The 26,881-nt window shown below is 73.7% G+C and carries 20 protein-coding genes; 8 read left to right on the forward strand and 12 right to left on the reverse strand.

Features of this window, described 5'->3' with window-relative positions:
* Positions 1 to 88: 88 nt before the first annotated feature.
* Positions 89 to 442 carry a hypothetical protein gene (locus RNL97_RS04485; protein WP_030589405.1) on the forward strand — a complete coding sequence of 118 codons (354 nt, stop codon included), beginning with the start codon at positions 89 to 91 and terminating at the stop codon, positions 440 to 442.
* A gap of 84 nt (positions 443 to 526) precedes the next feature.
* Here the strand turns inward: RNL97_RS04485 and RNL97_RS04490 are convergent, their stop codons facing one another.
* The 7 genes from RNL97_RS04490 to RNL97_RS04520 form a co-directional block, all read right to left on the reverse strand.
* Complete coding sequence (locus RNL97_RS04490) at positions 527 to 5,323, reverse strand: coiled-coil domain-containing protein (protein WP_313750402.1); 4,797 nt, start codon at positions 5,321 to 5,323, stop codon at positions 527 to 529.
* A 64-nt stretch (positions 5,324 to 5,387) separates the two neighbouring features.
* Positions 5,388 to 6,359: a hypothetical protein gene (locus tag RNL97_RS04495; protein ID WP_243316283.1), complete on the reverse strand. Its 972-nt coding sequence runs from the start codon at positions 6,357 to 6,359 to the stop codon at positions 5,388 to 5,390.
* Between the two features lie 47 nt (positions 6,360 to 6,406).
* Positions 6,407 to 7,936 carry a hypothetical protein gene (locus RNL97_RS04500; protein WP_030589414.1) on the reverse strand — a complete coding sequence of 510 codons (1,530 nt, stop codon included), beginning with the start codon at positions 7,934 to 7,936 and terminating at the stop codon, positions 6,407 to 6,409.
* A gap of 82 nt (positions 7,937 to 8,018) precedes the next feature.
* On the reverse strand, positions 8,019 to 11,675 hold the full coding sequence (locus tag RNL97_RS04505) for a hydantoinase B/oxoprolinase family protein (RefSeq protein ID WP_313750403.1): 3,657 nt from the start codon (positions 11,673 to 11,675) through the stop codon (positions 8,019 to 8,021).
* Positions 11,676 to 11,734: 59 nt separating this feature from the next.
* Positions 11,735 to 12,307, reverse strand: a complete 573-nt coding sequence (locus RNL97_RS04510; protein ID WP_030589416.1) for a DUF4240 domain-containing protein — start codon at positions 12,305 to 12,307, stop codon at positions 11,735 to 11,737.
* Positions 12,308 to 12,378: 71 nt separating this feature from the next.
* Positions 12,379 to 13,797 carry a HEAT repeat domain-containing protein gene (locus RNL97_RS04515; RefSeq protein WP_313750404.1) on the reverse strand — a complete coding sequence of 473 codons (1,419 nt, stop codon included), beginning with the start codon at positions 13,795 to 13,797 and terminating at the stop codon, positions 12,379 to 12,381.
* A 289-nt stretch (positions 13,798 to 14,086) separates the two neighbouring features.
* Positions 14,087 to 14,479 carry an ankyrin repeat domain-containing protein gene (locus RNL97_RS04520; RefSeq protein WP_030589424.1) on the reverse strand — a complete coding sequence of 131 codons (393 nt, stop codon included), beginning with the start codon at positions 14,477 to 14,479 and terminating at the stop codon, positions 14,087 to 14,089.
* A 326-nt stretch (positions 14,480 to 14,805) separates the two neighbouring features.
* Between RNL97_RS04520 and RNL97_RS04525 the strand changes: the two genes are divergently transcribed.
* Together RNL97_RS04525 and RNL97_RS04530 are read left to right on the forward strand one after the other, a co-directional pair.
* Complete coding sequence (locus RNL97_RS04525) at positions 14,806 to 15,000, forward strand: hypothetical protein (protein WP_030589427.1); 195 nt, start codon at positions 14,806 to 14,808, stop codon at positions 14,998 to 15,000.
* A 37-nt stretch (positions 15,001 to 15,037) separates the two neighbouring features.
* Positions 15,038 to 16,708 carry a hypothetical protein gene (locus tag RNL97_RS04530; RefSeq protein WP_313750405.1) on the forward strand — a complete coding sequence of 557 codons (1,671 nt, stop codon included), beginning with the start codon at positions 15,038 to 15,040 and terminating at the stop codon, positions 16,706 to 16,708.
* A 77-nt stretch (positions 16,709 to 16,785) separates the two neighbouring features.
* On the opposite strand, the gene RNL97_RS04535 is transcribed toward RNL97_RS04530, so the two are convergent.
* Positions 16,786 to 18,285, reverse strand: coding sequence for an SCO1417 family PLP biosynthesis transcription factor (locus RNL97_RS04535; protein WP_243313423.1), 1,500 nt, complete (start codon positions 18,283 to 18,285; stop codon positions 16,786 to 16,788).
* Between the two features lie 102 nt (positions 18,286 to 18,387).
* On the opposite strand from RNL97_RS04535, the gene yczE reads away from it, so the two are divergent.
* From yczE to RNL97_RS04555, 4 genes are all read left to right on the forward strand, one after another.
* Complete coding sequence (yczE, locus tag RNL97_RS04540; RefSeq protein WP_030589436.1) at positions 18,388 to 19,107, forward strand: membrane protein YczE; 720 nt, start codon at positions 18,388 to 18,390, stop codon at positions 19,105 to 19,107.
* A complete protein-coding gene (locus RNL97_RS04545) occupies positions 19,104 to 19,865 on the forward strand; it encodes a glycerophosphodiester phosphodiesterase (protein ID WP_313750406.1) in 762 nt (253 codons plus the stop codon). Before yczE ends, RNL97_RS04545 begins: the two co-directional genes overlap by 4 nt.
* Positions 19,866 to 19,912: 47 nt before the next feature.
* A complete protein-coding gene (locus RNL97_RS04550) occupies positions 19,913 to 21,286 on the forward strand; it encodes an MFS transporter (RefSeq protein ID WP_030589439.1) in 1,374 nt (457 codons plus the stop codon).
* A 265-nt stretch (positions 21,287 to 21,551) separates the two neighbouring features.
* Positions 21,552 to 21,926, forward strand: coding sequence for an RNA polymerase-binding protein RbpA (locus tag RNL97_RS04555; RefSeq protein ID WP_003959706.1), 375 nt, complete (start codon positions 21,552 to 21,554; stop codon positions 21,924 to 21,926).
* A 94-nt stretch (positions 21,927 to 22,020) separates the two neighbouring features.
* Here RNL97_RS04555 and fxsA read toward each other — a convergent pair whose 3' ends face one another.
* The 4 genes from fxsA to RNL97_RS04575 form a co-directional block, all read right to left on the reverse strand.
* Positions 22,021 to 22,629 (reverse strand): FxsA family membrane protein, encoded by a 609-nt coding sequence (gene fxsA / locus RNL97_RS04560; RefSeq protein ID WP_030589441.1) that lies wholly within the window; start codon positions 22,627 to 22,629, stop codon positions 22,021 to 22,023.
* Positions 22,630 to 22,709: 80 nt separating this feature from the next.
* Positions 22,710 to 23,477, reverse strand: coding sequence for a polyprenol monophosphomannose synthase (locus RNL97_RS04565; protein WP_030589443.1), 768 nt, complete (start codon positions 23,475 to 23,477; stop codon positions 22,710 to 22,712).
* Positions 23,478 to 23,962: 485 nt separating this feature from the next.
* Positions 23,963 to 25,609, reverse strand: a complete 1,647-nt coding sequence (locus RNL97_RS04570; RefSeq protein ID WP_313750407.1) for an amidohydrolase — start codon at positions 25,607 to 25,609, stop codon at positions 23,963 to 23,965.
* Between the two features lie 155 nt (positions 25,610 to 25,764).
* Positions 25,765 to 26,205 carry an Lrp/AsnC family transcriptional regulator gene (locus RNL97_RS04575; RefSeq protein WP_010057405.1) on the reverse strand — a complete coding sequence of 147 codons (441 nt, stop codon included), beginning with the start codon at positions 26,203 to 26,205 and terminating at the stop codon, positions 25,765 to 25,767.
* 202 nt (positions 26,206 to 26,407) lie between these two features.
* Here RNL97_RS04575 and RNL97_RS04580 point away from each other — a divergent pair, with 202 nt between their 5' ends.
* Complete coding sequence (locus tag RNL97_RS04580) at positions 26,408 to 26,803, forward strand: hypothetical protein (protein ID WP_313750408.1); 396 nt, start codon at positions 26,408 to 26,410, stop codon at positions 26,801 to 26,803.
* Positions 26,804 to 26,881: the final 78 nt, after the last annotated feature.

A 26,881-nucleotide genomic window follows, 5' to 3' on the forward strand; every position in this document is an offset into this window, starting at 1 on the left:
AGCACCGGCTGCCGCGCGGACGGAAGCCGCGGAGGGGGCACGGGTCCCGCGGCAGTTGTGGGTGGAGGAGCCGGCCTCGAAGCGGCGCATGCCCGACGCGGTGCGGACGGCCGCCGTGCGCGCCGTTCTGATCATGTCGGTGACGATCATCCAGGCGATGGTCGCCTTCCTGAGCACGTTGACCGGCTCCTGGCTGGCCTTCCCGATGGTGCTCAGCAGCGTGGCCAGCACGGTGGTCGCCACCTGGGCGGTGCTGGACGTCTGGGTCACCCGGCAGGTGTGGAACCAGCGCAACGGCGTGGTGTCGGTGCCGAGCAGTACGGCCCGTCAGATACGTCGTGAGCGGCGCCGGTCCCGCCGTGCCGAGCGGGCGGCCGAGCGGGACGGCACGGGCGGTGGCATAGGCGGCCGCCGGAGCACCGGCGGCCTCTCCCGCGCCTGACGGGAACCGCCTCCACCCGCGCTCGAACGACCGGCGACCGTTCCCGGCCCGGCGGGCCGCCGTCGGCTGCTCCCGGCCCGGCGGTTACGCCTCGGGCTCCGGAGTGGCCGGAGGCTCGGTGGTGGTCTGCTCGTTGCGTTTGAACATCCGGGTCGCCGTGATCTCGCCGTGGACCGTCTCGCCCTCAGGATCCTGCTGCGGCAGACCGGGCCGCAGATGCTCCTCCACGCTGATGTACTTCAGCCCGGCCCTCAGGTCTGCGTCGTTGCGCAGCCGGATGACGAGGGGGAATTCGGCGAGCGCGGTCGTGTCGAACAGGCCCGTCGTGTACAGCAGTTGTACGCCCAGCGCGTCCGACACGGCCCGCTGGAGCTCCAGCAGATACGTGGCGTTGGCGCGGCCGATCGGGTTGTCGAGGAACAGGGTGCCCGCGTGCCGGTGGCGGTCGCGGCCCCGGTCGTTGCTGCGCAGGGCCGCCATCGTGCAGTAGAGGGCGATGGCGGCGGTGAGCAACTGGCCTCCGGAGAAGACGTCTCCCATCTGCCCGACCGGGACGCGCTCGGCGCGCAGCACGGCGTCCGGCTTCAGGATCTCCACCGCGATGCCCTTGGGCCGCAGGGCCGCCTCGACGCCCCGCAGCAGCAGGGACATGCCGTCCCGGCGCAGATCGGAGTTCTTCTTGAGGGCGGCGCTGGTGGCCTCGTCGATGACCTCGCCGAGGCGTTCGGTGAGGGTGGCCTGGTCGGGTTCCTCGAAGCGGATGCGGAGGAATTCCTGACCCGACCACTCCCCCAGCCCTTCGGGGAGCTGGGAGAGCCGCTGGGCGGAGCGCAGGGTGGTGAGCGCCGACTCGACGAGTCCGCGCAGCCGGTCGACGATCGAGTCGCGGTTGCGCTCCAGCTGGACCAGCTCGTCGGTGAGGACACGCAGCCGGGGGGCGAAGGCGTCGGCCCACTTCTGGGCGTGTTCGGGCAGCGCGGAGGCCGGCAGTTCGCGGATCTGCTGGCGGGCGGGGGTGCGGACCTGTTCGTACCGGGTGGAGTTGGCGTGCCGGACGAGGATGTCGCTCGCTTCCCGGACGGCGCTCTCGGCGGCCGAGAGGTCGGCGTTGCAGCCGCGCAGGGAGCGGCGGGACTCGGCGGCGGACTGCCGGGCCTCCTCCAGACTCCCGGGGTACGGGTCGGGGTCCTCGGTGCCCTCCTCCGCGCCGTGGTCGCGCAGGAGGTCCCGCAGGAGGGCCGCGGTCTCGTCGAAGCCGCCGGCGGAGTCCTCGGCGGTGCGGTGGGCGTGCAGCAGCTCGCTGTGGGCGGCGCGGGCCGTGTCCAGGGTGGCGGTGGCGTCGGCCAGTTCGGCGTTGGCCGTACGCAGGAGGGCCTGGGCCCCTTCGGCGTCGGCCGGAACCAGGTCGTCCGGCAGCTCGGTGTGGTGGGGGCGTTCGTCGTCGGGGGCGAGCCGTTCGGCCTCGCCGCGCAGCCGTCCCAGGTGCTCGCTGGCGGTGGAAGCGCGGGTCTCCAGCAGCTGGACGTGTGCTTCGGCGCGGGCGGCGGCGGCCTGGCGGGACGGGCCGTCGGCTCCGTCGGTGCCCTCCAGGAGCTGGGCGGCGCGGGTGCGGACCTTGTTGGTGAGGCGGTCCAGCTCGGCCAGGGCGGCGCTCTCGTCGCTCTCGGCGCGGGCCTGTTCGGCACGCAGGTCGGCGCCGACGCCGACCTTCTCGTACAGCTGGGACGCTGCCCGGTAGGCCTCGCGCAGCGTGGGCAGGGCGGTGCGGGCCTTCGACTCGTCCTCCTCGGGGAGGATTTCGGGGACGCCGGCGATCTCGGCGCGCTCGGCCCGCAGGGCGCGGGCCGTGCGGCGGGCGTCGTCCCCGGCGCGCTGGGCGGCGCGGCGGTCCTCGTCGGCGGCGCGGGCGAGGTCGAGGCAGACGGCGGCGCGGGCCTCGGACTCGGCGGCTTCGTCGACGAGTTCGCGCAGTCGGGCCTGCCAGCCGGAGCGCTCGCGGAGCCGGTGGGCGAGTCCTGCCAGGGCGTCGGCGGCGCGGCGGGCCCGCTGTGCGGCCTCCTGACGCTCGTCGCGGACCCGGGCGGTGTCGGCGGCGGCCTCGTCGGCCTCGGCGCGGGCGGTGCGGGCTTCGGCGAGGACGGCTTCGGCGCTCTCGGCGGCCGTACGGGCGGTGGCGGCGGCCTCGGCCAGCTCGGCGAGCATGCCGGGCGGGCAGTCGGCGCGCCAGGAGCCGATGCGGGAGGCGAGGGCGCGGTCGCCGGAGAGGCGGGCGGCCAGCGTCCTGATGTCCTCGTCGCGGGCGGCGGCGCGGCTGCGCAGCGCGTGGCGCTCCTCGTCGGCGGCGTGTTCGTCGTGCATGGCCGGGTTCGGCGGGACGAGGAAGACGCCGTCGCTCGCGGTCGCGGAGCCGGTGCCGGGTGCGGGGACGGGGGCGAGGAGAGCGGCGGCGGTGCCGACGGCGACGGCCGAGCGCGGCAGGAGCGCGGCACCGGCGAGGACTTCCCGGGCCCGGGTGTGGGCGTCGGGGTCGGTGATGACGACGCCGTCGACCAGTTCGGGGCGGGCGGCGAGGACGGCGGCGTGGTCGGCCGGGTCGACGGCCTGCGCAAGGTAGCGCCAGCCGGGCAGGGCGGGGATGCCGTGCTCGCCGAGATATTCGACGGTGGCCAGGACATCGGGGCCGGGCGGCAGCAGCCCGCCCTCGCCGAGCGCGCCGAGGATGCGGGCGTCGTCGGCGGCGGCGGTGCGCAGGTCGAAGAGGCGGCGTTCGGCGGCGGCGACGGACTCGTCGAGGAGGTCGCGCAGTTCGTCGGCGCTGCGGTCGAACTCCTCGGCGGTCAGGGGCTGCTGGGCGGTGGGCTGGTCGGCGAGGGCGACGGCGCGGTCCGGGGAGGCGTCGGGCGCGGTGCCCGTGCCGTCGCCGCGGTGGCCGGCTGTCGTGGCGTCGTCGCCGGTGGGGGTGGTGCGGGCGGTGCCCCGGTCCGGGCCCGACGCCTCCTCGCCGGACTCCCGGCGGGGGTGCGGGACGCCGGTGCCCGAGGGCAGGCCGAGCAGGTCCGCGAGGCGCGGGTCGGCGGCGATCGACGCGGCGGCCAGGTACTCGTCCTCGTAGCTCCGCTCCGCGGCCTTGGCCCTGTCGGCGGCGCGGGCGGCGGCCAGTTCGGCGCGGCTCTCGGCGGCGGCCGCCTCGCGGGCGGTGTCGGCGGCGCTGCGGGCGGCTTCGCGGGCGGTGTCCCAGGCGGCGACGGCGGACTGCTCGGCGTCGCTGGCGGCGAGGGCCGCGCGGGCGGGGTCGGCGTCGGGAGCGGTGTCGTCGAGCCAGCCGGCCCGGACGGCTTCGGCGGTCTCCTGGCCGACCTCGGCGAGGCGCTGGCGCAGATGGCCGGCCTCGCTGCGGGCGCGCTGGGCCTCGGTGGCGGCGACCGTGGCGTCGCGGTGGGCGCGTTCGCCGGCGGCCTGGAGGGTGTCGGAGCGCTCCTCCTCCTCGTTGGCGAGGCGTTCGCCCTCCTCGGCGGCCCTGTGCAGGGCGCGGACGAGGTCGGTGGCGGCTGCCGAGCGGGCGGCGAGGGCGGGGGCGGCGTCGCGTTCGGCCTCGCGGATGGCGGCGGCGACCCTGGCCGAGCGGTCGGCGGCGGCGCGGTGGCGCAGGACTGCTTCGGCGGCCTGCCAGGCGGCGTGCAGGGTGCGGGCCTCGACCAGCTCCTTGCGTCCGGCGGCGGCGCTCTTCTCGGCTGCGGTCAGGGCCAGTGAGGCGTGCCGGTAGGCCAGTTCGGCGGCGATCAGGGCGCGGCGGCCCCGGGTGGACTCGGCTTCGGTGACGGTGTGGGCGGCGGCGGTGACGCGTTCGGCCAGCTCGGCGGTGCGACCGCGCTCCTCGGCGGCGCGGGCGGAGAGGCGGCGGGCCAGGGTGCGGGTGCGTCGTTCGGCCCCGGCGTGGATGTCGCGGGCCCGGGCACGGGCGTCGGTGGCCTCGACGATCCGGCCGAGGAGGTCGACGGAGCCGGCGGTGAAGTCGCGTTCGGCGGTCAGCTCGGCGCGGCGGCCCAGTTTGTTGCCGAAGCCGCTGACCAGGTCGGCGAGTCCGTCGGTGTCGCGGGTGTCGGTGACGGCGCGGAGCAGGAGGTCGGTGAAGTCGGAGTCCTTCTTCACCGCGAAGAGACCGGCGGCCTCGCCCTCGTCGGCGTTCATCTCGCGCTGGTAGCGGAAGAGTTCGGGGTCGAGGCCGAGGTCGCCGAGGTGCTCGTTCCAGCGGTCGTGGATCTCCTCCCAATGGACGTCGAGGTGCGCGTAGAACTTGCCCGCGTCCATCAGCGCGTCGCGGAAGCCCTTCATGGTGCGCCGCCTGCCGCGCGCCCCGGAGACGCCTTCGGCGGGACGGCCCACGGCGGAGGCCTCGGCGACGGGCAGGCTGTCCAGGCTGAGCCCGGGGCCGGGGCGGAACGAATACCAGGCCTCGGCGAACTTGCGCGGGTCGTTGGAGACCTGGCGGCCGCGCCACTCGCTGACCTTGCCGACGACGACACACTCACCGGTGAGGGTGTGCTGCCACTCCAGGGCGACGTGCCCGCAGTCGTCGGCGAGGAGGAACTTGCGCAGCACGCCGGAGCTGGCCCCGCCGAGGGTGTTGCGGTGGCCGGGGAGCATCACCGAGAAGATCAGCTTGAGCAGGACGGACTTGCCGCCGCCGTTCTCCAGGAAGAGGACGCCCGCGGGCGCGGGGCGACGGGGCGGGCCGACCGGCTCCTCCTCGAAGAACTCCGCCTGGGCGGGGGCTGGGTTGGGGACGGGTGCCCCGACGCCGCGCAGGTCGAGGACGGTGTCGGCGTAGCGCGCACCGGCAGGCCCGATGGAGTAGAGGCGGACCCGGGACAACTCGTACATGGCGGCGGACTCTCGTCGTTCGGTGAGCGGGGGTGATGCGGCGGGGGGTGCGGGTCGGTCGGGGTCAGGAGTGGAAGGGCAGGCCCGCGTCGGCGGCCAGCTCCACGCTGTCCGGGTCGGGCGGCGGCAGCAGCGTGGCGGAGCCGTCGGTGACGGGGACGACGCCGAGCTCCAGCAGTTCGGCCATGGCGGCGCTGCCCGCCAGGTCGCGGACCTGGAGCTGGTAGCGGGCGGTGGTGCGGTAGGCGCCGCCCGCGTCGTCGCCGGTGCGCTGGAGGAAGCCGGAGTCGGTGAGGAAGGCGACGGCCTTGCCGATGATGCCGGTGGTGGATCCGGCGAGCCGGCGGGCGTCCTTCGTGGCACCGGTGGCGCTGCGGCGGGCGTAGATCCGCCATCCGGCTTCGAGCCCCGGGGCGTCGCTGACGGGGTCGGTGTTGTCGCCCTGTTCCTCGGCGCGCTCCTCCAGCCGCCGGCAGGCCTGGCGTACGAAGGCGTCGACGCCGTTGACGGTGATGCGGCCGATGTACGCGTCGTCGGCGAGGTCCTCGGGGCGGGGGAAGGCGAGGGCGGCGACGGCGAGATGGGCGAGGCCGTGCAGGAAGCGGTCGGCGGCGTCGGAGGAGGCGCGGCGGGCGTAGTCGCCCATGCGGACGGCGAAGACGGAGTCCTCGCCCGCCGTGACGGCCATCCCGGCGCGCGGGGAGACCTCCAGGACGACGAGGCCGAGGCCGGTGGCGACGGCGTCGGCGAGCCGGGCGAAGGCACTCTCCTCCCGGTAACGCCTCAGCAGGTCGGCGTATTCGGCGTCGCGGGCGGGCAGCAGCTTGGGCTGGAGCCCGAAGGAGACGAGACGGGCTGCGTCGGCGGCGTCGGCCGGAGTGACGGGGGTCTGTCCGGCCGGCTCGGCGGCGTGCGGAGAGCTGTGCGCGGTGTCGGGCCCGTACGTGGGGGAGGGAGCCCCGTACGCCGTGGAGGGGCCGGCGTGCGCGGAGGGCTCGGTCCACGCGTCGGGGTGCTCGGCGTCGTGGTCGCTCACGGCTTGGGACTCCTCGGTACGGATGTGGTGCGGGCGGGCGGGGCCGGTCACGAGGCCTCCTGGCGGTCGGCGGCCATGCCGACGGCGTCCAGCAACGCGGTGCCCACGATGAGGTCGGCACCGCCGAACTCCGGGTCGTCCAGCTCCGCGCCGTCGTCCACGGCGAAGAGCAGGCGCCGCTCGCCCTGGCGGTAGGCGGTGCCGACGGGCGGGCTGGCGGCGTGGACGGCGAGCAGGGCGACCAGGTACGGCAGGTCGGTGTCGCCGGTGCGGCGGGCCTCGGCGAGCAGTCCGGAGAGCCGCCGCGGGGCGTCGTGTTCCAGGTCGAGCAGGGTCATGGCGCGGGCGAGCTGCTCCTCGCTGAACCGGCTGTCGTCGGGGGTGGCGATCAGATCGGGCTCGGGCATCTCCGCGCCCAGGTGCTCGCGCTCCAGCGGCGGGGTGAGCAAGAGGTCGATGAGGTCCCCGACCCTTACGGAGGTGGGGGTGCGCAGTCCGGTGCCATGGGCGAAGAAGGCGTCGGTGGCACGGGTGGACTGCTCGACGGGGAGCGGGAGGAGCGGGGCGAGGAGCTGACCGTACAGATCGAGGCCCGTGTGGAGGGCGGGCGGGGCGAAGGCCTGGCGGTCCTGCTCCGCGCGGAAGAGGGGGCCCGCCTCCAGGAGCCGGGACTGGAGCTGGGTGTGGCGGCGGATGCAGTCCTTGACGATGTCGACCAGCTCGGCGGCCCGGCGCTTGTGCTCGGGGTCCTCGGCCTCGTCGCGGGCCTTGCGGATGTTGGTGAGGATCGCGTTCTCGTGGCGGTAGCGGTCGGCCACGTGGTCGAGGGCCTCGGCGATCATGTCCGGGACGGTGTGGAGCCAGTCGACGGCGCGGACGTTGCGCCGGGTGGCCTCCAGTGTGCGGCGCAGGGTCTCGGCGTACTGCACGGTGCGGTAGCGGGCCTGTTCGGCGGCGAGCTGGGCGTCGGCGAGGCGGCCCCGGCTGATGAGGACCTCCAGCTTGACCTCGGCGGCGATCTGGGCGCTGGTGACATCGGTGTCCAGCGCGCCGACGAGGACGTTGACCGCTTCGTCGGTGGCGCGGAGGTAGACCATGCCGCCGTGGCCGGGGACCTCTTCGATGAGCTTGAAGTCGTAGTCGCGGCGGACGTAGACCCCGTCGGTGTTGAAGGTGCCGTAGACCGCGCGGAAGCCCCGGTCGACGCTGCCGACGTTGATCAGGTTCTCCAGGACCCAGCGGGCGACCCGTTCGTGCTCGGCGACGGGGCGGTCGGGGGCCTGGGCGGCGACGCGGGGCAGCAGCCTGGCCACTATCTGGTCGTGGTCGGCCCCGGTGTCGAAGTCCATGTTGAGCGTGACGTGGTCGATCGCGGCGAGGGCGACCTCCGCCATGGCGTACACCGTGTACTCGCCGGCCAGATTCGCCTTGCGGACGTCCAGGTCGTGCAGCGGCGCCGTGCACGCGAGGGCGCGCAGCCGCCGCGAGAGCCCCTCGTCGGCCGCGGGGCCCGGGGCAGGCCGGGGCCCCGCACTGAGCTGCGGCGCAGCGGTGTCCGTGTTGGCAGGCGAAGTCACGTGGGACAGATTAGGTCCTCGCACTGACAACGGTCGAAACGGCGTTTATGCGACCGGTGCCGAAGGGGGGCCGGAACACCCCCTAGGCGCGTGCAGGGCCGTATCCCCCGCCACCCGGTGTGCGCACCACGAGCACGTCTCCGGCCTCCAGTTCGGCGGTGTCGCAGCCCTCCAGCGGGACCACTTCGCCCCCGGCCCGCTCGATGTACTGCTCCCCGAGCGCTCCGGGCTCCCCGCCGCCCGCTCCGTACGGCGGGACACGGCGGTGTCCGGAGAGCAGGGCGATGGTGACGGGTTCCAGGAAGCGGAGGCGCCGCTCGACGCCGTGGCCGCCGTGCCACCGGCCCGCTCCCCCGCTGTCCTCCCGTACGGCGAAGGACTCCAGGCGGACCGGCAGCCGCCACTCCAGGATCTCGGGGTCGGTGAGCCGGGAGTTGGTCATATGGGTCTGTACGGCGTCGGCGCCGTCGAAGCCGTCCCCCGCTCCGGAGCCGCTGGCGATCGTCTCGTAGTACTGGACGTGGTCGTTGCCGAAGGTGAGGTTGTTCATGGTCCCCGACCCCTCGGCCTGGCCGCCGATCGCCCCGTACAGGGCTCCGGTGACCGCCTGGGAGGTCTCCACGTTGCCCGCGACGGTCGCCGCCGGATAGCTGGGGTCGAGCATCGAGCCGGGCGGAACGGTCACGTCCAGGGGTTTCAGGCAGCCGCTGTTGAGCGGGATGTCCTCTCCGACCAGGGTGCGGAAGACGTAGAGGACGGCGGCCGTGACGACGGAGCGGGGCGCGTTGGCGTTGCCGGGCTGCTGGGGGGAGGTTCCGGTGAAGTCGAGGTGGGCGCTGCGGGTGTCCCGGTCCACGGTGAGGCGGACCTGGACCACGGCCCCGCTGTCGGTCTCGTAGCGGCAGTGGCCGTCACGCAGTTCGGCGACGATGCGGCGTACGGACTCCTCGGCGTTGTCCTGGACGTGGCCCATGTAGGCGTCCACGACGTCGGCCCCGAACTGGTCGGTCATCCGCCGCAGTTCGGCGATGCCTTTCTCGTTGGCGGCGATCTGGGCGCGCAGGTCGGCGAGGTTGGTGTCCGGGGAGCGGGAGGGGTACGGGGCGGAGGCGAGCAGTTCCCGTGTCTCCTCCTCGCGCAGCCGGCCGTCGCGGACGAGCAGCCAGTTGTCGAAGAGGACGCCCTCCTCGTGGATCGTCCGGCTGAAGGCGGGCATGGACCCGGGTGTGGTGCCGCCGATCTCGGCGTGGTGGCCGCGCGAGGCGACCAGGAACCGGAGCTTCTCCTCGTCGAAGACGGGCGTGACCACGGTGATGTCGGGCAGGTGGGTGCCGCCGTGGTACGGGTCGTTGACGGCGTACACGTCGCCGGGGCGCAGGGTGCCCTCGTTACGCCGGAGCACCTCCTTGATGGACTCCCCCATGGAGCCGAGATGGACCGGGATGTGCGGGGCGTTGGCGATCAGGTTGCCCTCGGCGTCGAACAGGGCGCAGGAGAAGTCGAGGCGTTCCTTGATGTTGACGGAGTGGGCGGTGTTCTCCAGGCGGACGCCCATCTGCTCGGCGATGGACATGAAGAGGTTGTTGAAGACCTCCAGCATCACCGGGTCGACACGGGTGCCGACGGCGGTGCGTCCGGGGCGGGGGCTGCCGCGGGTGAGGACGAGATGTCCGGTGGGGGCCGCTTCGGCCTGCCAGCCGGGGTCGACGACGGTGGTTGCGTCGTCCTCGGCGACGATCGCGGGCCCGGTGATGGTGGCGCCGACGTGCAGATCCGCCCGCCGGTGGAGCGGGGCGCGCTGCCACCGCCCCTCGGTGTACAGGTCCACGGTGTCGGCCGGGCGCGGTGCGGCGGCGTGGGGGCCGGAGCCGGCGACGGGCGCGCTGCCGTCGGTCGCGTCGGCGGTCCCTTCGGTCTTCGTGGCCCCGGTCGCCTCCGTGGTTCCGGTGGCCCCGGTGGCCCCGGTGGCTTCCACCGAGACCGTCTCGACGACGACGGGCTTGTCCATCGTGAAGCCGAACCGGGTCCGGTGGGCGGCCGCGAACGCCCCGGCCATGGCAGCCTCCGTGCCCAGGTCCACCGGCAGCGCCGCGTCCGTCCCCGCGTACCGGAGCAGGACGCGGGGGCGGGTGGTGATCGCGGAGTCGGGCACTCCGTCGGCGCGCAGGGCTTCGCGGGTACGGTCGGCCAGATCGGCGCAGAGCCGCTCCACGCGCTCCCGGCAGGCCGCGTCGAACTGTTCCTCCACCGACTGCTCGCGCATCGCGGTCGCGTCGGCCAGGCCGATGCCGTAAGCGGAGAGCACCCCGGCGAGCGGGGGTACGAGGACGGTGTCGATGCCGAGGGCGTCGGCGACCGCGCAGACGTGCTGGCCGCCCGCGCCACCGAAGCCGGTCAGCGCGTAGCGGGTGACGTCGTGGCCGCGCTGCACGGAGATCTTCTTGACGGCGTTGGCCATGTTGAGCACGGCGATCTCCAGGAATCCCGCCGCCACCTCGGCCTCGTCCGGTCTCCGTCCGGTGGCGCTCCCCACCTCGTCGGCGAGCTCGGTGAACCGCTCGCGTACGGGGGCGGCGTCGAGGGGAAGGTCGCCCTCCGCGCCGAAGACGGCCGGGAAGTGGGCGGGCTGGACGCGGCCGAGCATCACGTTGGCGTCGGTGACGGTGAGGGGGCCGCCCCGGCGGTAGCAGGCGGGTCCGGGGTCGGCGCCGGCCGAGTCGGGGCCGACGCGGTAGCGGCTGCCGTCGAAGTGCAGGACGGAGCCGCCACCGGCCGCGACGGTGTGGATGCTCATCATCGGCGCACGCATCCGGACCCCGGCGACCTGGGTTCCCAGCTCGCGTTCGAACTCTCCTGCGTAGTGCGACACATCGGTGGAGGTGCCGCCCATGTCGAAGCCGATGACCCGGTCGTGGCCGGCCTGCTGCGAGGTGCGGACCATGCCGACGACGCCTCCGGCCGGCCCGGAGAGGACGGCGTCCTTGCCGCGGAAGCGGGCGGCTTCGCGCAGGCCGCCGTTGGACTGGAGGAACATCAGCCGGATCCCGTCGAGGCGGGCGGCGACCTCGTCGACGTACCGGCCGAGGACGGGCGAGAGGCAGGCGTCGACGACCGTGGTGTCGCCCCGGGGGACGAGCCTGATCAGCGGGCTGACCTCGTGGGAGCTGCTGACCTGGGTGAAGCCCGCCTCCCGGGCCGCCTCCGCGACGGCCCGTTCGTGCGCGGGGTGGCGGTAGCCGTGCATCAGGACGACGGCGGCGCTGCGCAGGCCCTCGGCGTGGGCGGCGCGCAGCTGTTCGCGTACGGGGCCGAGCTCCAGGGGCCGTACGGTGCGGCCGTGGGCGTCGATGCGTTCGGGGACCTCGATCACCCGCTCGTGGACGGTCCCGGGCAGGACGATGTGCCGGTCGAAGAGGCGCGGCCGGTTCTGGTAGGCGATCCGCAGCGCGTCCCGGAAGCCCTCGGTGATCAGCAGGACGGTCGGTTCGCCCCGCCGCTCCAGCAGGGCGTTGGTGGCGACGGTGGTGCCCATCCGGACGGCGGCGACCCGGTCGGGGGGCACCGGTTCACCGGGCTCCAGGCCGAGGAGCAGCCGGATTCCGGCGACGGCCGCGTCGTCGTAGCGGCCGGGGTCGTGGGAGAGGAGCTTGCGGGTGATCAGCCGGCCGTCGGGGCGGCGGCCCACGATGTCGGTGAAGGTGCCGCCCCGGTCGATCCAGAACTCCCAGCGTCCGGTCATGGCGCCATTGTGTGCCCGCGCCCATGACCTCGCAGGGGCGGGAAATCGTTCGGGGGCGCTCAGTCCAGGAAGAGCGCGGCCAGCCGGGGCAGATGCCTGCGGTTCGCCTCGTCGTCCTCCGCGTCCCAGCTCTCGCCCGCCGGTGCCGCCGGGCGTATCCGCCCGCACAGCGCCGCCTCCACGGCGGCGTCGAGCGAGTCGGTCTCGCCCCGGACGCGCCGGTAGGCCTCGGTCACCGGCGCGCTCAGCGACTCGTATCCGATCCACCCGCGCTCGCCGCGGCCCATCCGGACCACCACCGGCAAGGCGGCCAGGGAGTCGGGATCGGCGACCGCCCGGGTGAAGGTCTCCCGCCCGAGCAGGGCGAGCCCGTCGCGGAAGTCCATGAAGCCGTCGTCGCCGCAGCCGCCCTCGATGAGGTAGGCCGCGTTCCAGAGGGGCCGGCGGTAGGCGGAATCGGTCACGTGCACCGCCGTGACGGCGAAGTCCACGATCCGCTCCGGCTCCAGGGCGGCGAGCACGCCCGTCAGCGCGCCCGGCAGCGGATCGTCGGGCGCGTCCCGGTCGTCCGCCCGGCCCCCGGCCGTCTCACGAGCCCGTTCGACGAGCCCCCACCACTCGTTGCTGTCCATGGAGGGGAAGCCTAGGAGGAGGGTCTGACAACGTCCCTCCTCCCGCTTCCGCTTCGGACCCGTGCCGGTCGTCAGACGGCCGACGCGTCCGGCCCGATCCGGCTGCGAACCGCCGTCTGGACCTCGGCCTCCTCGGCCGGGTCGGCGGCGAGGCGGCGCAGGCGTTCGGCGACGCGGATGTCGCCGGTCTCGGCGTGCAGGGCGGCCACCTCGCGGGTGGTCTCCTCGCAGTCCCAGAGGCACTCCACCGCGAATCCGGTCGCGAAGGACGGGTCGGTGGCGGCCAGGGCGCGGGCGGCCCTGCCCCGCAGGTGCGAGGAGGACGTCTCGCGGTAGACATGGCGCAGGACGGGGGCGGCGCAGGCGATGCCGAGGCGGCCGGCTCCGTCGACGAGGGTCCACAGCCGGGGGGCGTCGGGTCCGTCGCCGCGCACGGCCTCCCGCAGCGCGCCGAGGACTTGGGGAGCGTCCTGGGCGGTGCCTCGGCAGGCGAGCACTCCGGCGGCGGAGGCGCCGAGTGCGTCGGGGCGGGGGGCCCAGCGCCTGGCCCGCTCGACGGCGTCGGAGCCGGTCATCCGCTCGAAGGCGGCGATGGCCGTGTGGGCGACGGAGCGGGAGGGGCTGACGGCGGCGGCCTCGATGAGGTCCAGGACGACGGGTTGACCGGCCTCCGCGAGGTAGTGCAGGGCGGCGCAGCGGGCGCCTTCGGGGCCACTGCGGGCGGCCTCGACGATCTGGGGGAGGTCGTCGGGTCCGGCGACGGCGGTGAGGCAGCGGGCCGCGGGGACGTGCAGTTCGCTGCCGCGTTCCAGGGCCTGCTGGGCCCAGTCGAAGACGGCCTGGACGCTCCAGCCGGGGCGGGGACCCCCGGGGCGCATCTGGCGCTGCCATCGGTCGAACGAGCCCTGTTCGCCGGCGGCCCGGACGCGGGCGCCGACCGCTTCGCGCGGATCGTCGGCCCACAGGCGCCAGGGTCGCGGCTCGAAGGAGTCGCGTACGGCGGCGGCGAGGTCGGACGCGCCCTGGTCGGTGGCCGGGAAGCGGGCGAGGACGGGCAGCGCGAGGGAGCGCAGGCCGGCGTCGTCGTCGCGCAGGGCCAGCTCGTCCAGGGCCCAGGCCCAGTTGGCGCCCGTCGCCGCGTAGCGGCGGAGCAGGGCCAGGGCGTCGTCGCGTCCGTAGGAGGCGAGGTGGCCGAGGACGGAGAGCGCCAGGCCGGTGCGGGAGTCGTCGGTATCGATGTGGTCGTCGGGATCGGCGAGGTGTCGCTCGATCTCCTCCATACCGCCGTCGAGGTCGAGGTAGAGGCGCGCGTAGTAGAGGGAGCGGTTCTCCACCTGCCAGTCGTGGCGGGGGTCGTTCACGACGCAGTGGTTGAGGGCCGCGAGGGCCTCGGGGCGCGGTGCGGCGAGCGCGTGGAGCGTGCCGTCGCCGCGGCCCCTCTGGAGCAGACCGAGCAGGGTGCCGCTCGGCGCTATGAACGGATCGAACATGGGAGAAAGCCTCACATCAAGCTGTCGACGCAACCGGGACCGTGCAGTGCCCCGTGCCTCTCGGCACGTGGGGGTGTCCGGGGGACACCGCTACGCCGCGCAGTGACATGATCGGCCGACCGCCGTCTTTCGCCTGGTGTAGAGCATCTTCCTCTGCCTCTCGTCGGTGGCCCTGAGCGAGCCCGCGACGTCATGATGACCCAGCCATTTCGCCACCGCGACCACATTTACGACGGACCGGTCAGCGAAGCCCACGACGGACGCGCCCAGGGGCGCCCCCGCCGGCGTCTCACCGCGCACCGAAGCGTTCCAGCAGGTCGGACTTGCCGAACATCCGGGCCGTGTCCAGCGCGGAAGGTGTTCCGGCGGCCGGGTCGGCGCCGGCGGCGAGCAGGGCGTCGATGACGGCGTCCTCGCCCTTGAAGACGGCTCCGGCCAGCGGGGTCTGACCCCGGTCGTTGGCCCGGTCCGGGTCGGCGTCGCGGGCGACGAGGGCGGCGACCGTGGCGGCGTGCCCGTGGTAGGCGGCGAGCATGAGCAGCGTGTCGCCCCGGTCGTTGGTGAGGTTGGCGGGGACCCCGGCCTCGACGTACGCCGTGAGGGCCTCGGTGTCACCGGCGCGGGCCAGGTCGAAGACCTTGGTCGCCAGCTCGACCACCTCGGGATCGGGGGTTTCGCTCATCGGACGGACCGCCTTCCTTGACTGCTGCCGCGGCTGCTCACCGCCGCGGTGACCTGGTGGGGAGTACGGCCGGGGCCGTACGAGTGAATCGACAGGGTACTGCTCCCGGGCCGACATGACCCGGCCCGGATGCGGCAAGGGCTCCCCGCGGCCGATCCTGCCCGGCACGGGACGGGCGATGCCGCTCCCCGGGGGCGGACTTCTGTGAGCCAGTCAAGTGAAAGCGCTGGATATTCACTCGATTGCACCTTTTGTCGTATAGATACTTCCCGTGATCCTGGAAGGACTCATGGTGACTGTCCCCTTCAACCAGGAGAGAACCGCTCATGATCCTTTCCATCTCGGGCGTGGTCCTGCTCGCCGTCATCGTCTTCCTGTTCTTCAAGAAGGACGGGCTCAAGGCCTCTCACGCCATCGTCTGCGCCCTGTTCGGCTTCTACCTGGCCGGCACCGCCATCGCACCGAGCATCACGGCGGGCGGGGCGAGCCTCGCCGGCCTGCTGGGCGGGATCAAGTTCTAACGCTCCGCAACCGTTCCCACCCCTTCAGGAGACCGACGTGGCCCGGCGACCACTCCCCCGCATTCTGAGCAGCGGCAGCGCTTCGATCACTCGCAGCAGAGAGATCGCGCGCACGGCCGCCGACAGTGCCACCGATGTCCTCCATCCGCTGATCACGGTGGTCCGCGGTCTGCGGCTGCTGGCCGTGTCCGGCCGGCAGAAGTGGGTCGCCACCCCCAAGGAACGACGTGGTCCCAAGCTGTTCCTGGGCGCGGCCTGCGTGCTGGTGGTGGCGCTCGTCCCGTACGGGCCGATCCTGGCCCTGATCACGGTGATGGGCGCTGCCGCGTGGAAGGGGCGGGAGCGGACCCCCGTGCGGACCGGGCCCGACGAGTCGGAGACCGCGCGCCTGCGGTCGCTGTACGAAGCTCTCGTGCCGTACTTCTCCACGGCCGACGACCCGGACCCCCTGTTCGCCCACGGCGGCGACTGGACGAAGGCCTTCGACCAGTACGCCTTCGACCAGGACGGGCGGCTCACCCGCCTCCGGATCTCCTACCCCGCGTACTTCACGGACGGCGAGGCCGCCGCCCGCTCCCGGATCGAGCAGCTGCTCCACACCAAGTCCGGCCGGGGCCGCGAGTACCACTTCGGCTGGGACGAGGAGGCCAACCGCCTCGTCATGACCGTGCTGGACGCGCTCCCCACGACGATCGCCGCCCAGCGCTTCGTCGCCGCGCCCGGCGAGACGGTCCTCGGCTTCACCGACCCGGACTCCGTCTCACGCACCGTTCCCGTGCGCGACGGCGACACCACGGTGGACGCCTCGCCGGTCGTCTGGCGGACCGGCGGCCGCTCCACCGAACCGCACCTGCTGGCCGTCGGACACCCCGGCGGGGGCACCACGACCCTGGTCCGCTCGATCGCCCTGCAGGCCCTCCAGAACGGCGACGTGATCATCGTCGACGGCAGCGGGGCCGGCGAGTACGCCGCTCTCACCGGCCGTAACGGCGTCCTCGCCGTGGAGTCCGGCGTCGGCGGGGCGCTGGCCACGCTGGAGTGGGCGGCGCACGAGACGGAGCGGCGCCTGATCACCGCCAACCTGGCCCGCCAGAGCGGCCGCCCGGCGCCGGACGACATCCGCCGCCCGCTGTGGATCCTGCTGGACCGTCCCGGTGTCCTCGGCCATCTCGCGGCGGCCGACGGCAGGCCCGACCCGCAGGAACTGCTCCGGATCCCGCTGCGGCACGGCCGGGCGGCCCAGGTCACCGTCGTACTGGCCGAGCAGTTCGACGCCCTGGACACCCTCACGGAGACCGTCCGGACCCATACCCGCGCCCGCGCGGTCCTCGGCCCGGCCTCCCACGAGCAGATCGAGGCCGTCCTCGGCGCCGGACCGCACACCACTCCCCCGCCCGAGGTCCCCGCGGGCCGCGGCTACGTCCGGCTCGGCACGGGCCCGGTCCTGCGGCTCCAGGTCCCCGCCACCCCGGACCCGTACGACGACGCCACGAGCGACGCGCACCGGCAGGCGGTGCTCGACCTGCTGCCCGGCCGGGGCGACCCGATGGAGGCGGCGCCCGTGCACGAGTCGTCCGACGAGGGCCCCGCGACGGCACCGGTGCCCGTGGCCGCGGAGACGGCGGCCGCTCCGGTGGAGGCGATGGTCGCCGAGGCCCGGCCTTCCGAGCCGCTGGCGAAGGCGCAGCCGGCCGGCGCCGAGAGCTGATCCGGCGCACGAACAGCACGGCGGGCGGGGAGCGGGCCTGATGGTCCGCTCCCCGCCCGCCGCCGTCATGCCGGACCTCAGGCCACGAAGGAGCGCGGGGCGTCGGCCCCCGCACCCGCCCCGGAGCGCACCAGGTCCACCGCCGCGGCCAGGCGTGCGGCCGCCTCGTCGGCGACCGGCCCGCTCACCGTGAACGGCAGCCGCACGTACCCCTCGAAGGCCCCGTCGACCCCGAAGCGGGGGCCCGACGGCACGCGGACGCCGACGCGTTCGCCCGCCACCGCCAGCCGCGACCCGGAGATGCCGCCGGTGCGCACCCACAGCGTCAGCCCGCCGCGCGGCACGGTGAACTCCCAGTCCGGCAGCTCCCGGCGCACCGCCGCGACCAGGGCGTCCCGGTTCTCCCTGGCCTGGCTCCGCCGGACCTCGACGGCCTGTTCCCAGCCGCCGGTGCCCATGAGCCAGTTGATGGCGAGCTGTTCCAGGACGGGCGTGCCCATGTCGGCGTAGGCGCGGGCGGCGACCAGGCTGCGGATGACGTCCGGGGCCGCGCGCACCCAGCCGATGCGCATACCGGCCCAGAAGGCCTTGCTGGCCGATCCGACGGTCAGGACCGTGCTGCCGGCCGGGTCGAAGGCGCAGACCCGGCGCGGCATGTCGATGCCGGCGTCCAGGCGGAGTTCGTTCATGGTCTCGTCGACGACGAGGACCGTTCCGGCGGACCGGGCCGCCTCCACCAGATCGCGGCGCTGCTGCTCGTCGGCGAGCGCGCCGGTGGGGTTGTGGAAGTCGGCGACCACGTAGGCGAGCCGGGGCGCGGCGTCCCGCAGCACCTGGCGCCAGCGGTTCATGTCCCAGCCGCCGAGTCCCTCCTCCATCGCGACCGGGACGAGGCGCGCGCCCGTCTCGCGCATCAGCTGGAGGATGTTGGCGTAGCTCGGGGACTCGACCGCGATCCGTTCACCGCGGCCGGCGAAGAGATGGCAGATCGCGTCGATGGCACCCATCGCCCCGGTGGTGACCATGATCTGCTCGGGCATGGTCGGGATGGAGAGGGCGGTGTAGCGGTCGGCGATCATCTGGCGCAGGGCGGGCAGTCCGGCCGGGTAGTCGCCGTGCGTGTGGGCGTACGGCGGCAGCTCCTCCAGCGCCCCCTGGACCGCCCGGGTCAGCCAGGGCTCGGGCGCGGGCAGGGCCGCGCAGCCCAGGTCGATCATCGAGCCGAGCGACTCCGGCGGCAGCGGTTCGAGGCCGCGGGCGGGCAGCGGGTTGCCGGCCGGGACGGCGGTCCAGCTGCCCGCGCCGCGCCGCGACTCCAGGAAGCCCTCGGCGCGCAGCGCCTCGTAGGCGGCGGCGACGGTCGTGCGGCTCACGGACAGGGCGAGGGCCAGTTCGCGTTCGGCGGGGAGCCGGGCGGCGACCGGAACGCGGCCTTCCAGGACCAGCAGCCGTACACCGTCGGCGAGCGCGCGGTACGCGGGCGGCTTGCGGCCGCCCGGTCCGGTCGGCCGGGTCTGCTGCGACCGGAGCTGCCGGGCGAGCTGAGCCGCTCCGACCGTCGATGTCCACTGCGCCATCGAAATCAGTCCACCTTCCTCGAATTGGCCATAGTTGGTGACCGATCCCCTGCCACAGAGTGACATGAAGCAGTCCACTACCACTACATCAGGGGGCACAACGTGGCCAGGACCACCGACCGGAGCACCACTCATCTCACCCGGCGGCTGGTCCAGCTGTACGTGGGTCTGGCGCTCTACGGGGCGAGCTCCGCGCTCCTGGTGCGCGCGGGCCTGGGTCTGGAGCCGTGGGGTGTGCTGCACCAGGGCCTCGCGGAGCTGACCGGGATCTCGATCGGCGTGGTGTCGATCATCGTGGGCGCGGTGGTGCTGCTGCTGTGGATCCCGCTGCGCCAGCGGCCAGGGCTCGGCACCGTCTCGAACGTCTTCGTGGTCGGGCTGGCGATGGACGGGACGCTCGCGGTGGTCGGCGACCCGGACGCACTCGGCGTCCGCATCCCGGTGATGGTGCTCGGCATCGTCCTCAACGGCGTGGCGACCGGGCTGTACATCGCGGCCCGGTTCGGCCCCGGCCCCCGGGACGGTCTGATGACCGGGCTGAACCACATCACCGGCCGCTCGATCCGGCTGGTCCGTACGGCGATCGAGGTGGCGGTCGTGGTGACCGGTTTCCTGCTGGGCGGCTCCCTGGGGGCGGGCACGGTGCTGTACGCGCTGGCCATCGGCCCGCTGGCCCAGTTCTTCCTGCGGATGTTCGCACTCCCCGAGGCATCCGCCCCGGGTGCCGTCGTCGCCTCGGGCGAGCCGTCCACCCCCGCGCCGGCCGCCGGTTCCGGGCCCGTTGCCGCTCCGACGTCCGGGCAGGCCATACTGCCGCAGTGAATCCGAGCCACCCCTATCTGGACCACCCGACGCCGATCGCCTTCGCCCATCGTGGCGGGGCGGCGGACGGCGTGGAGAACACCGTGACCGCCTTCCGCCGCGCCTCGGACGCGGGCTACCGCTACTTCGAGACCGATGTCCACACCACGGCGGACGGCCGGCTGGTCGCCTTCCACGACGCGACGCTGGACCGGGTCACCGACGCCCGGGGCCGGATCGCCGAACTCCCCTGGAGCGAGGTGAGCCGGGCCCGGGCCGGGGGCAGCGAACCGCTCCCGCTCTTCGAGGAGCTGCTGGAGGAGTTCCCCGAGGCCCGCTGGAACGTGGACCTGAAGGCCGGATCGGCGCTGGAGCCGCTGCTCGGCCTGATCCGCCGGACCGATGCCTGGGACCGGATCTGCGTCGGCTCGTTCTCGGAGGCGCGGGTGGCCCGCGCGCACCGCCTGGCGGGCCCCCGGCTGGCCACGTCGTACGGGGTGCGGGGCATCCTGGCGCTGCGGCTGCGTTCGTACGGGATCCCGGCGCCGCTTCGGGCGGGCGCGGTGTGCGCCCAGGTCCCCGAGCGGCAGGGCGCCGTCCCGGTGGTGGACGCCCGCTTCGTCCGCACCGCGCACGCGCTGGGGCTCCAGGTGCACGTCTGGACGGTGAACGAACCGGAGCGGATGGCGGCGCTCCTGGACCTCGGCGTGGATGGCATCATGACCGATCACATCGAGACGCTGCGTACGGTGCTGAGCGAGCGGGGGGCCTGGTCCTGACGCCCGGTCCGTCCACGTCCACAGGGGATGAGCGAGGGGACGCCGGGATGAGCACCGGGACCGCGGGGAAGACCGATCCGCCGGGGCAGCCGCCGGACGGGACGACGGCTGCCGCGCGCAAGCGCGAGCAGCAGGGCTGGTACTTCTACGACTTCGCGTGCTCCGTCTACTCCACCAGCGTGCTGACCGTCTTCCTCGGTCCGTACCTGACCTCGATCGCCAAGGCCGCGGCGGACCCGGACGGTTTCGTGCACCCGCTGGGCATACCCGTGCGCGCGGGCTCGCTGTTCGCGTACTCCGTCTCGGCGTCCATCGTGGTGGCCGTGATCCTGATGCCGGTCGTGGGCGCGGCGGCGGACCGTACCGGGCGCAAGAAGCCGCTGCTGGCGGCGGCCGCGTACACCGGGGCGGCGGCGACGGCCGGGATGTTCTTCCTGGACGGCCACCGCTATCTGCTGGGCGCGTTCCTGCTGATCGTGGCGAACGCGTCGATCTCCGTGTCGATGGTCCTGTACAACGCCTATCTGCCGCAGATCTCCGAGCCGGAGGAGCGCGACGCGGTCTCCTCGCGCGGCTGGGCCTTCGGCTACACCTCGGGGGCCCTCGTCCTGGTCCTCAACCTGATCCTGTACACCGGTCACGATTCCTTCGGGCTCGCGGAGTCCGACGCGGTGCGGATCTGCCTGGCCTCGGCCGGTGTGTGGTGGGGGGCGTTCACCCTCGTACCGCTGCGCCGGCTGCGCGACCGGCGGGTGAGGCCGGACAGCGAGGGGGCGGTCGGTTCCGGCTGGAAGCAGTTGCGCGCCACCCTGCGCGACATGCGGCGCCACCCGCTCACGCTCTCGTTCCTGCTGGCCTATCTCGTCTACAACGACGGGATCCAGACGGTGATCTCCCAGGCCTCGCTGTACGGCTCCGAGGAGCTGGGCCTGGACCAGACGACGCTGATCGTCGCGGTGCTGCTGGTGCAGATCCTGGCGGTGGCGGGGGCGCTCGGCATGGGGCGGCTCGCCCGGACGTACGGCGCGAAGCGCACGATTCTGGGGTCGCTGATCGTGTGGACCGTGATCCTGCTCTCCGCCTATCTGCTGCCCGCCGACGCGCCGGTGTTCTTCTTCGTCCTGGCGGCGGCGATCGGCCTGGTGCTGGGCGGCAGCCAGGCCCTGTCGCGGTCGCTGTTCTCGCATCTGGTGCCGCGCGGCAAGGAGGCGGAGTACTTCTCGGCGTACGAGATGAGCGACCGCGGACTGAGCTGGCTGGGACCCCTGGTGTTCGGTCTGGCGTACCAGCTGACCGGCAGCTACCGGGACGCGATCATCTCGCTGGTGGCGTTCTTCGCCCTCGGCGCCGTGCTGCTCGCGCGGGTGCCGGTGAGGCGTGCGGTGGAGGCCGCGGGCAATCCCGTGCCGGAACGGATTTAGACGTTGAAGTCAAAGGGCGGTAGTATACGTCTTTGGCCTGCCCGGAGGACCGTTACTGCCAGTGGAAACGGCTCAACCGTTGAGTGACAACTTTCACCAGAGGTGACAAACCGGGCATGGGCGGGTACTCAACCCAGATAACGCAGCGGCACGACGGGCGACGTATGACCCGCAACGGGAATCTTTACCGCCGACCGGACGTTGACCGGATGACGACGACAGCGACATTTTGTCCTGTGGGCGACAAGCCCGGGAGGCACGATTCATGAGTGAGCGAGCTCTCCGCGGCACGCGACTTGTGGTTACCAGCTACGAGACGGACCGCGGCATCGATCTGGCCCCGCGCCAGGCGGTGGAGTACGCATGCCAGAACGGACATCGATTTGAGATGCCGTTCTCGGTAGAGGCAGAGATTCCGCCGGAGTGGGAGTGCAAGGCGTGCGGCGCCCAGGCACTCCTGGTGGACGGGGACGGCCCCGAAGAGAAGAAGGGCAAGCCGGCGCGCACGCACTGGGACATGCTCATGGAGCGGCGCACCCGCGAGGAGCTGGAAGAGGTGCTGGCCGAGAGGCTGGCGGTTCTCCGTTCCGGAGCCATGAACATCGCCGTGCACCCGCGGGACAGCAGGAAGTCTGCCTGACCGCGTAACACCGCACAGCAGCACAGCACCGAGAGCCGCGGGCCGTGACACAGAACATGTGTCACGGCCCGCGGCTCTTGTGCGTGCGCCCCGCTCAGGGTGTGAGGGGCGGGCGAGGCCCCTGGGGGTCGTCACCGGGCCCACCGGACGCCTGGGGGCCGTCCTCGCGGATGACCTCGCCCTGGACGATCTTTCCGTCCGGACGGTGCATCCGGGCCTGCTGGAACGCGTCCCCGAGGCTGCCGGGCGTCGCGGCCCGCATCCGGCGTTCCAGCGAGCGCTCCGCGTAACGGCTGATCATGGTGCGCACCGGCGGGACCAGCAGGAGCAGTCCGGCCGCGTCCGAGATCAGTCCGGGGATCAGCAGCAGCAGCCCGCCCAGCATCAGCAGCCCGTTGCCCCGGGTGCCCTTGCCGCCCGCGGGGGCCGCCGGCGGCGTGGCGGGAGCGCCGGGCTGTCCCGGCATCTGCTGGAGGGTCTCGGTGAGGTTCTTGAAGGCGCGCCGGCCGGCGCTCTTGATGACCACGGCGCCGAGGACGGCTCCGGCCACCAGGATCAGCAGGACCGTGAGGCCGCCCGCGGCCGAGGCGACCAGGGTCAGGAGCCAGATCTCCAGGACCAGCCAGGCGGCCAGGGCCGGCGGCAGGAATCTGCGGGCGCGCGAGCGCCGTGGACGGGTCGGGGGCGGAGTGCCGGTCGTCATGTCCCCAGTGTGCCCGTACCGGCGTGCAGGCGGCGTAAGGGGGTGATCATGAAGCGGACCGGCCGGCGGGCCCGGGGGCGTCAGAGGGTCCTGCGGCCCAGGACCTTGTTCGCGCGGGAGGTGATGCCCCAGCCGGTGACCCGCCAGAGCGCCTCGACGAGGATGTCCCGGCTCATCTTCGAGTCGCCGATCTCCCGGTCGACGAAGGTGATGGGGACCTCGACCACGTGGTAGCCCGCCTCGACCGCGCGGCGGGCGAGGTCCACCTGGAAGCAGTAGCCCTGCGAGGCCACCTCGCCGAGCCCGAGGCCGTTCAGCGTCTCGGTGCGGAAGGCGCGGTAGCCGCCGGTGACGTCCCGGACGGAGAGGCCGAGGGCGAGCCGGGAGTAGAGGCTGCCGCCGCGCGAGATGACCTCGCGGCTCCTGGGCCAGTTGACCACGCGGCCGCCGGGCACCCAGCGGGATCCCAGGACCAGGTCGGCGCCCTTGAGCGCGGTCAGCAGCCGGGGCAGCTCCTCGGGCTGGTGGGAGCCGTCGGCGTCCATCTCGACGAGGACGCCGTAGCCGTGCTCGGAGCCCCAGGCGAAGCCCGCGAGGTAGGCGGCGCCGAGCCCTTCCTTGCCCTTGCGGTGCAGGACGTGGACCTGGTCGTCGGCCGCCGCGATCTCGTCGGCCGCCTTGCCGGTGCCGTCGGGGCTGTTGTCGTCGGCCACCAGGATGTCGGCGTCCGGGACGGCGGTGCGCACCCGGTCGACGATCGGCTTGATGTTCTCGACCTCGTTGTAGGTCGGAATGATCACCAGGACCTTGCCGAGCGGGCCGAACTGCCTCTGACCGCCGTCGTTCACTACTGCCCCTTAGAGTCCGTACACAGGGGGACACCATATCCAGCACACCGGCCCGGAAGGTCGCGCCCCCACGGGGGAACTGCGGATCGGGGCCCGGCGCCCTTCGGGCCGACCTGGGACCCGCTGGCTGCGGGTCGACCGAAAGCCGTTGTCTACTGAACGTCCGGGCCCCACCCGGGTCCCACCCTCCGTCCGGCTGAATCCTTCCCTCGCCCCCGAGGCGCGGGCGCTGAACCTGGCTGTCAGCGGTGGTGCGCCGGTGCGGCACACCGCCTCATGACCCAGCGGCGTTCGACGACTGCGTGGAGGTTTAACCGGTCGGACGTCCTGTGGTGGACCCGGCCGAACCTACCCGCCGGTGGGCGCTTTCTGTCAACAGCCGTGCGACCTGCGACTTTTCTCGAAATGACCTGGTCAATGCCGAAGGGGCGCAGGTCATGGACCGGTGATCTGGCCATCGATCGGCGGTACGAAATATCCTGACGTCACTCGTTCGGTCGCACGTAGACCGTTTGTCCGAGGACCACGGTCCGCAGGCAGACGGGAAGGTCGGCGCCGGGGGTCAGGTCCGGCAGGCCGGGCGTGCCGGACCGGGGGTCGGTGGACCAGCGGGCGACCCGGTCGTCGGGGGCTTGGACGAGCAGTTCGGCGGTCCGCCAGACCGCGTAGTCGGCCGGGGCGCCGGGCACCAGGATGCCCGCGTCGTCGCGGCCGATGGCCCGCCAGCCGCCCCGGGTGTGGGCGGTGAACCCGGCGCGGACCGAGACGCGGTGCTCCGGTGTGCGGTGGTGGGCGGCGGCTCGCACGGTACCCCAGGGGTCGAGCGGGGTGACGGGGCTGTCGGAGCCGAAGGCGAGCGGCACTCCGGCGCGCAGCAGCGCGGCGTACGGATTGAGGGAGGCGGCCCGCTCCGCGCCGAGGCGTTCGGCGTACATCCCGTCCGGGCCGCCCCAGGCGGCGTCGAAGGCGGGCTGGACGGAGGCGGTGAGGCCCAGTTCCGCGAAGGCGGAGATCGTCTCGGGGGTGAGCATCTCGGCGTGTTCGACGCGGTGCCGGGCGGCCCGGATCCGGTCGGGGCCGAGCTTCCCGGCGGCGGCCCTGACCCCGTCCACCACGGCGGTGACCGCTCCGTCGCCGATGGCGTGGAAGCCCGCCTGGAGTCCCGCCTCGGTGCAGGCGGTGACATGGGCGGCGATCCGGGCGGCGTCCAGGTGGGCGGTGCCGGTGTGCGGGGCATCCGTGTAGGGCTGGTGCAGGCAGGCGGTGTGCGAGCCGAGGGAGCCGTCGACAAAGAGGTCTCCGGCCGCGCCGATCGCGCCGAGTTCGCGGATGCGACGGGCGTCCTTCTCGTCGGCGATCTCCTCGGCCCAGAGGCCGAAGACGCGCGGTCCGGGCCGCTCGGCGGCGAGGGCGAGAAGGGCGGTGAAGTCCTCCTCGTCGGAGATCTCGGGTCCGCCGCACTCGTGGACGCTGCCGATGCCCAGGGAGGCGGCGTGGTCGAGGGCGGCGCGCTGGGCGGCGGCCCGCTGGGCGGCCGGCAGCGCGTTGTGGGCGGCGGCCCGCACCGCGTGGTGGGCGTCGCCGGTCAGTGGCCCGTCCGGGTGGTACCCGCTCATCGCGGTGACGCCGGGGACGAGGTCCAGCAGGGCCGTCGTGACGACCGCGGAGTGCACGTCGATGCGCGGCAGGTAGAGGGCCCGGCCGCCGGCCGCCTCGTCGAGCTCGGCGCGCGAGGGGTGCCGCCGCTCGGGCCAGCGGGCGGCGTCCCAACCGTGTCCCAGCAGGACGTCCCCGGGGGCGCGGCCGTCGCCGAACGACCGGACGAGGCCGAGCGCCTCGGACAGGGTGCGGGCGCCGGAGAGGTCGAGCCCGGTCAGGGCCAGGCCGGTGGCGGTGGTATGCACGTGGGCGTCGGTGAACGCCGGGGTGACCAGGGCGCCTTCGAGGTCGACCACCTCGTCCACGCCGCTCGCGAAGGCGTCGGCGGCCCCTTCGGACCCCACCCAGGCGACATGCCCGCGTTCGACGACCATCGCGGTGGCGAACGGGTCGGCGGGGCTGTGGACGTCTCCGCCGCGCAACAGCACGGTGCGGTGGTCGGGGGTGCTCTGGGGGGCGGTGCTCTGGCTCATGGGACCAGTCTCGCGCCTGGCGGCGGCCGCCCGGACCGCGGCCCCCTCCCGAGGCCGGGGCCCGCGCTCGGATCCACGGCGGCCCGGGGCCCGGATTCGCGGTTCCGGGGTTCGGATCCACGGGGCGCCGGGCCCGGACCCGGGGTCCTGCGGCTTCAGATCCGCGGGGGCCGGGCCTCGTACGGGGTGGACAGGACGACGGTGGTCCGGGTGGACACGCCGGCGAGCGTACGGATCCGGGTGAGCAGGTGCTCCAGCTCCAGCGGGGTCGCCACCCGCACCTTGAGGATGTAGTTCTCGTCCCCGGCGACGCTGTGGCAGGCCTCCAGTTCGGGCACCCCGGCGAGCCGTTCGGCGATGTCGTCGGGGGCGCTCGGGTCGAACGGCTTCACCGAGATGAACGCGGTGAGGGGCAGCCCGACGGCCTCGGGGTCGACGACCGCGGCATAGCCGCGGATCACCCCGCGCTGCTCCAGCCTGCGGACACGCTGATGAACCGCCGAGGTGGACAGGCCCGTGGCCTTGCCCAGGTCGGTGTAGCTCATCCGCCCGTCCTTGACGAGCAACTCAACGATCTGACGGTCCAGCTCCTCCATGCGGATCAACCTATGGCCCCGGGCACCGCTCGGCACAGTCGCGCGGGTCACGGAACGGCACCTGCGGGCGGCATGTGACGAACGCCACAGGCTCACGGGTCGGTAGCGGGCCGCCTCGCGATTACCGGCCACGCGCGGCGGGAAGTGCTTGCTGTGGTCGAGGCCGTGGCGCCTTGTCGGCCCACCCGAGGGGGGAATTTCCATGCAGAGCCTGAAGCTCACCGAACGTACCGAACCGGAGCCTGTCGATCCGGACGACGACGGCTTCGACGCGTACGACATGTTCGAGATGGTCCGGGTGGTCTGCCCGGACTGCGCCCAGCCCATCGCGCTGTTGGCCGACGAGGACGTCCTGCCGGAGCACGCCCGGTGCCCCACGCCGTGGAACCCCTTCGTGCTCACCGTCTGCGCGGGGACCGGCCGCGTGGCGAGCGAGGCCCGGCCCGCCGACGAGACGCTGGAGCTCCAGGAGCAGGAGGCCGGGCTGCTGCTGACGCCGCCCCAGGGCCTCGACTGGCGGATGCAGCCCTTCTCGCACGCCGGGGGCCCCGGCTCCCGCCCGCTGCGCGTGCCGCGGATGCGGCGCGAGGCCGCCTGACCCGTACCCCGTACGCCTGCCCGGCACCACGACGGCTCGCCGCCGTGGTGCCCGCGGCTCTCCCGCTCCGCGCCCGCC

Source organism: Streptomyces parvus (assembly GCF_032121415.1).
Lineage (GTDB): Bacteria > Actinomycetota > Actinomycetes > Streptomycetales > Streptomycetaceae > Streptomyces > Streptomyces globisporus_A.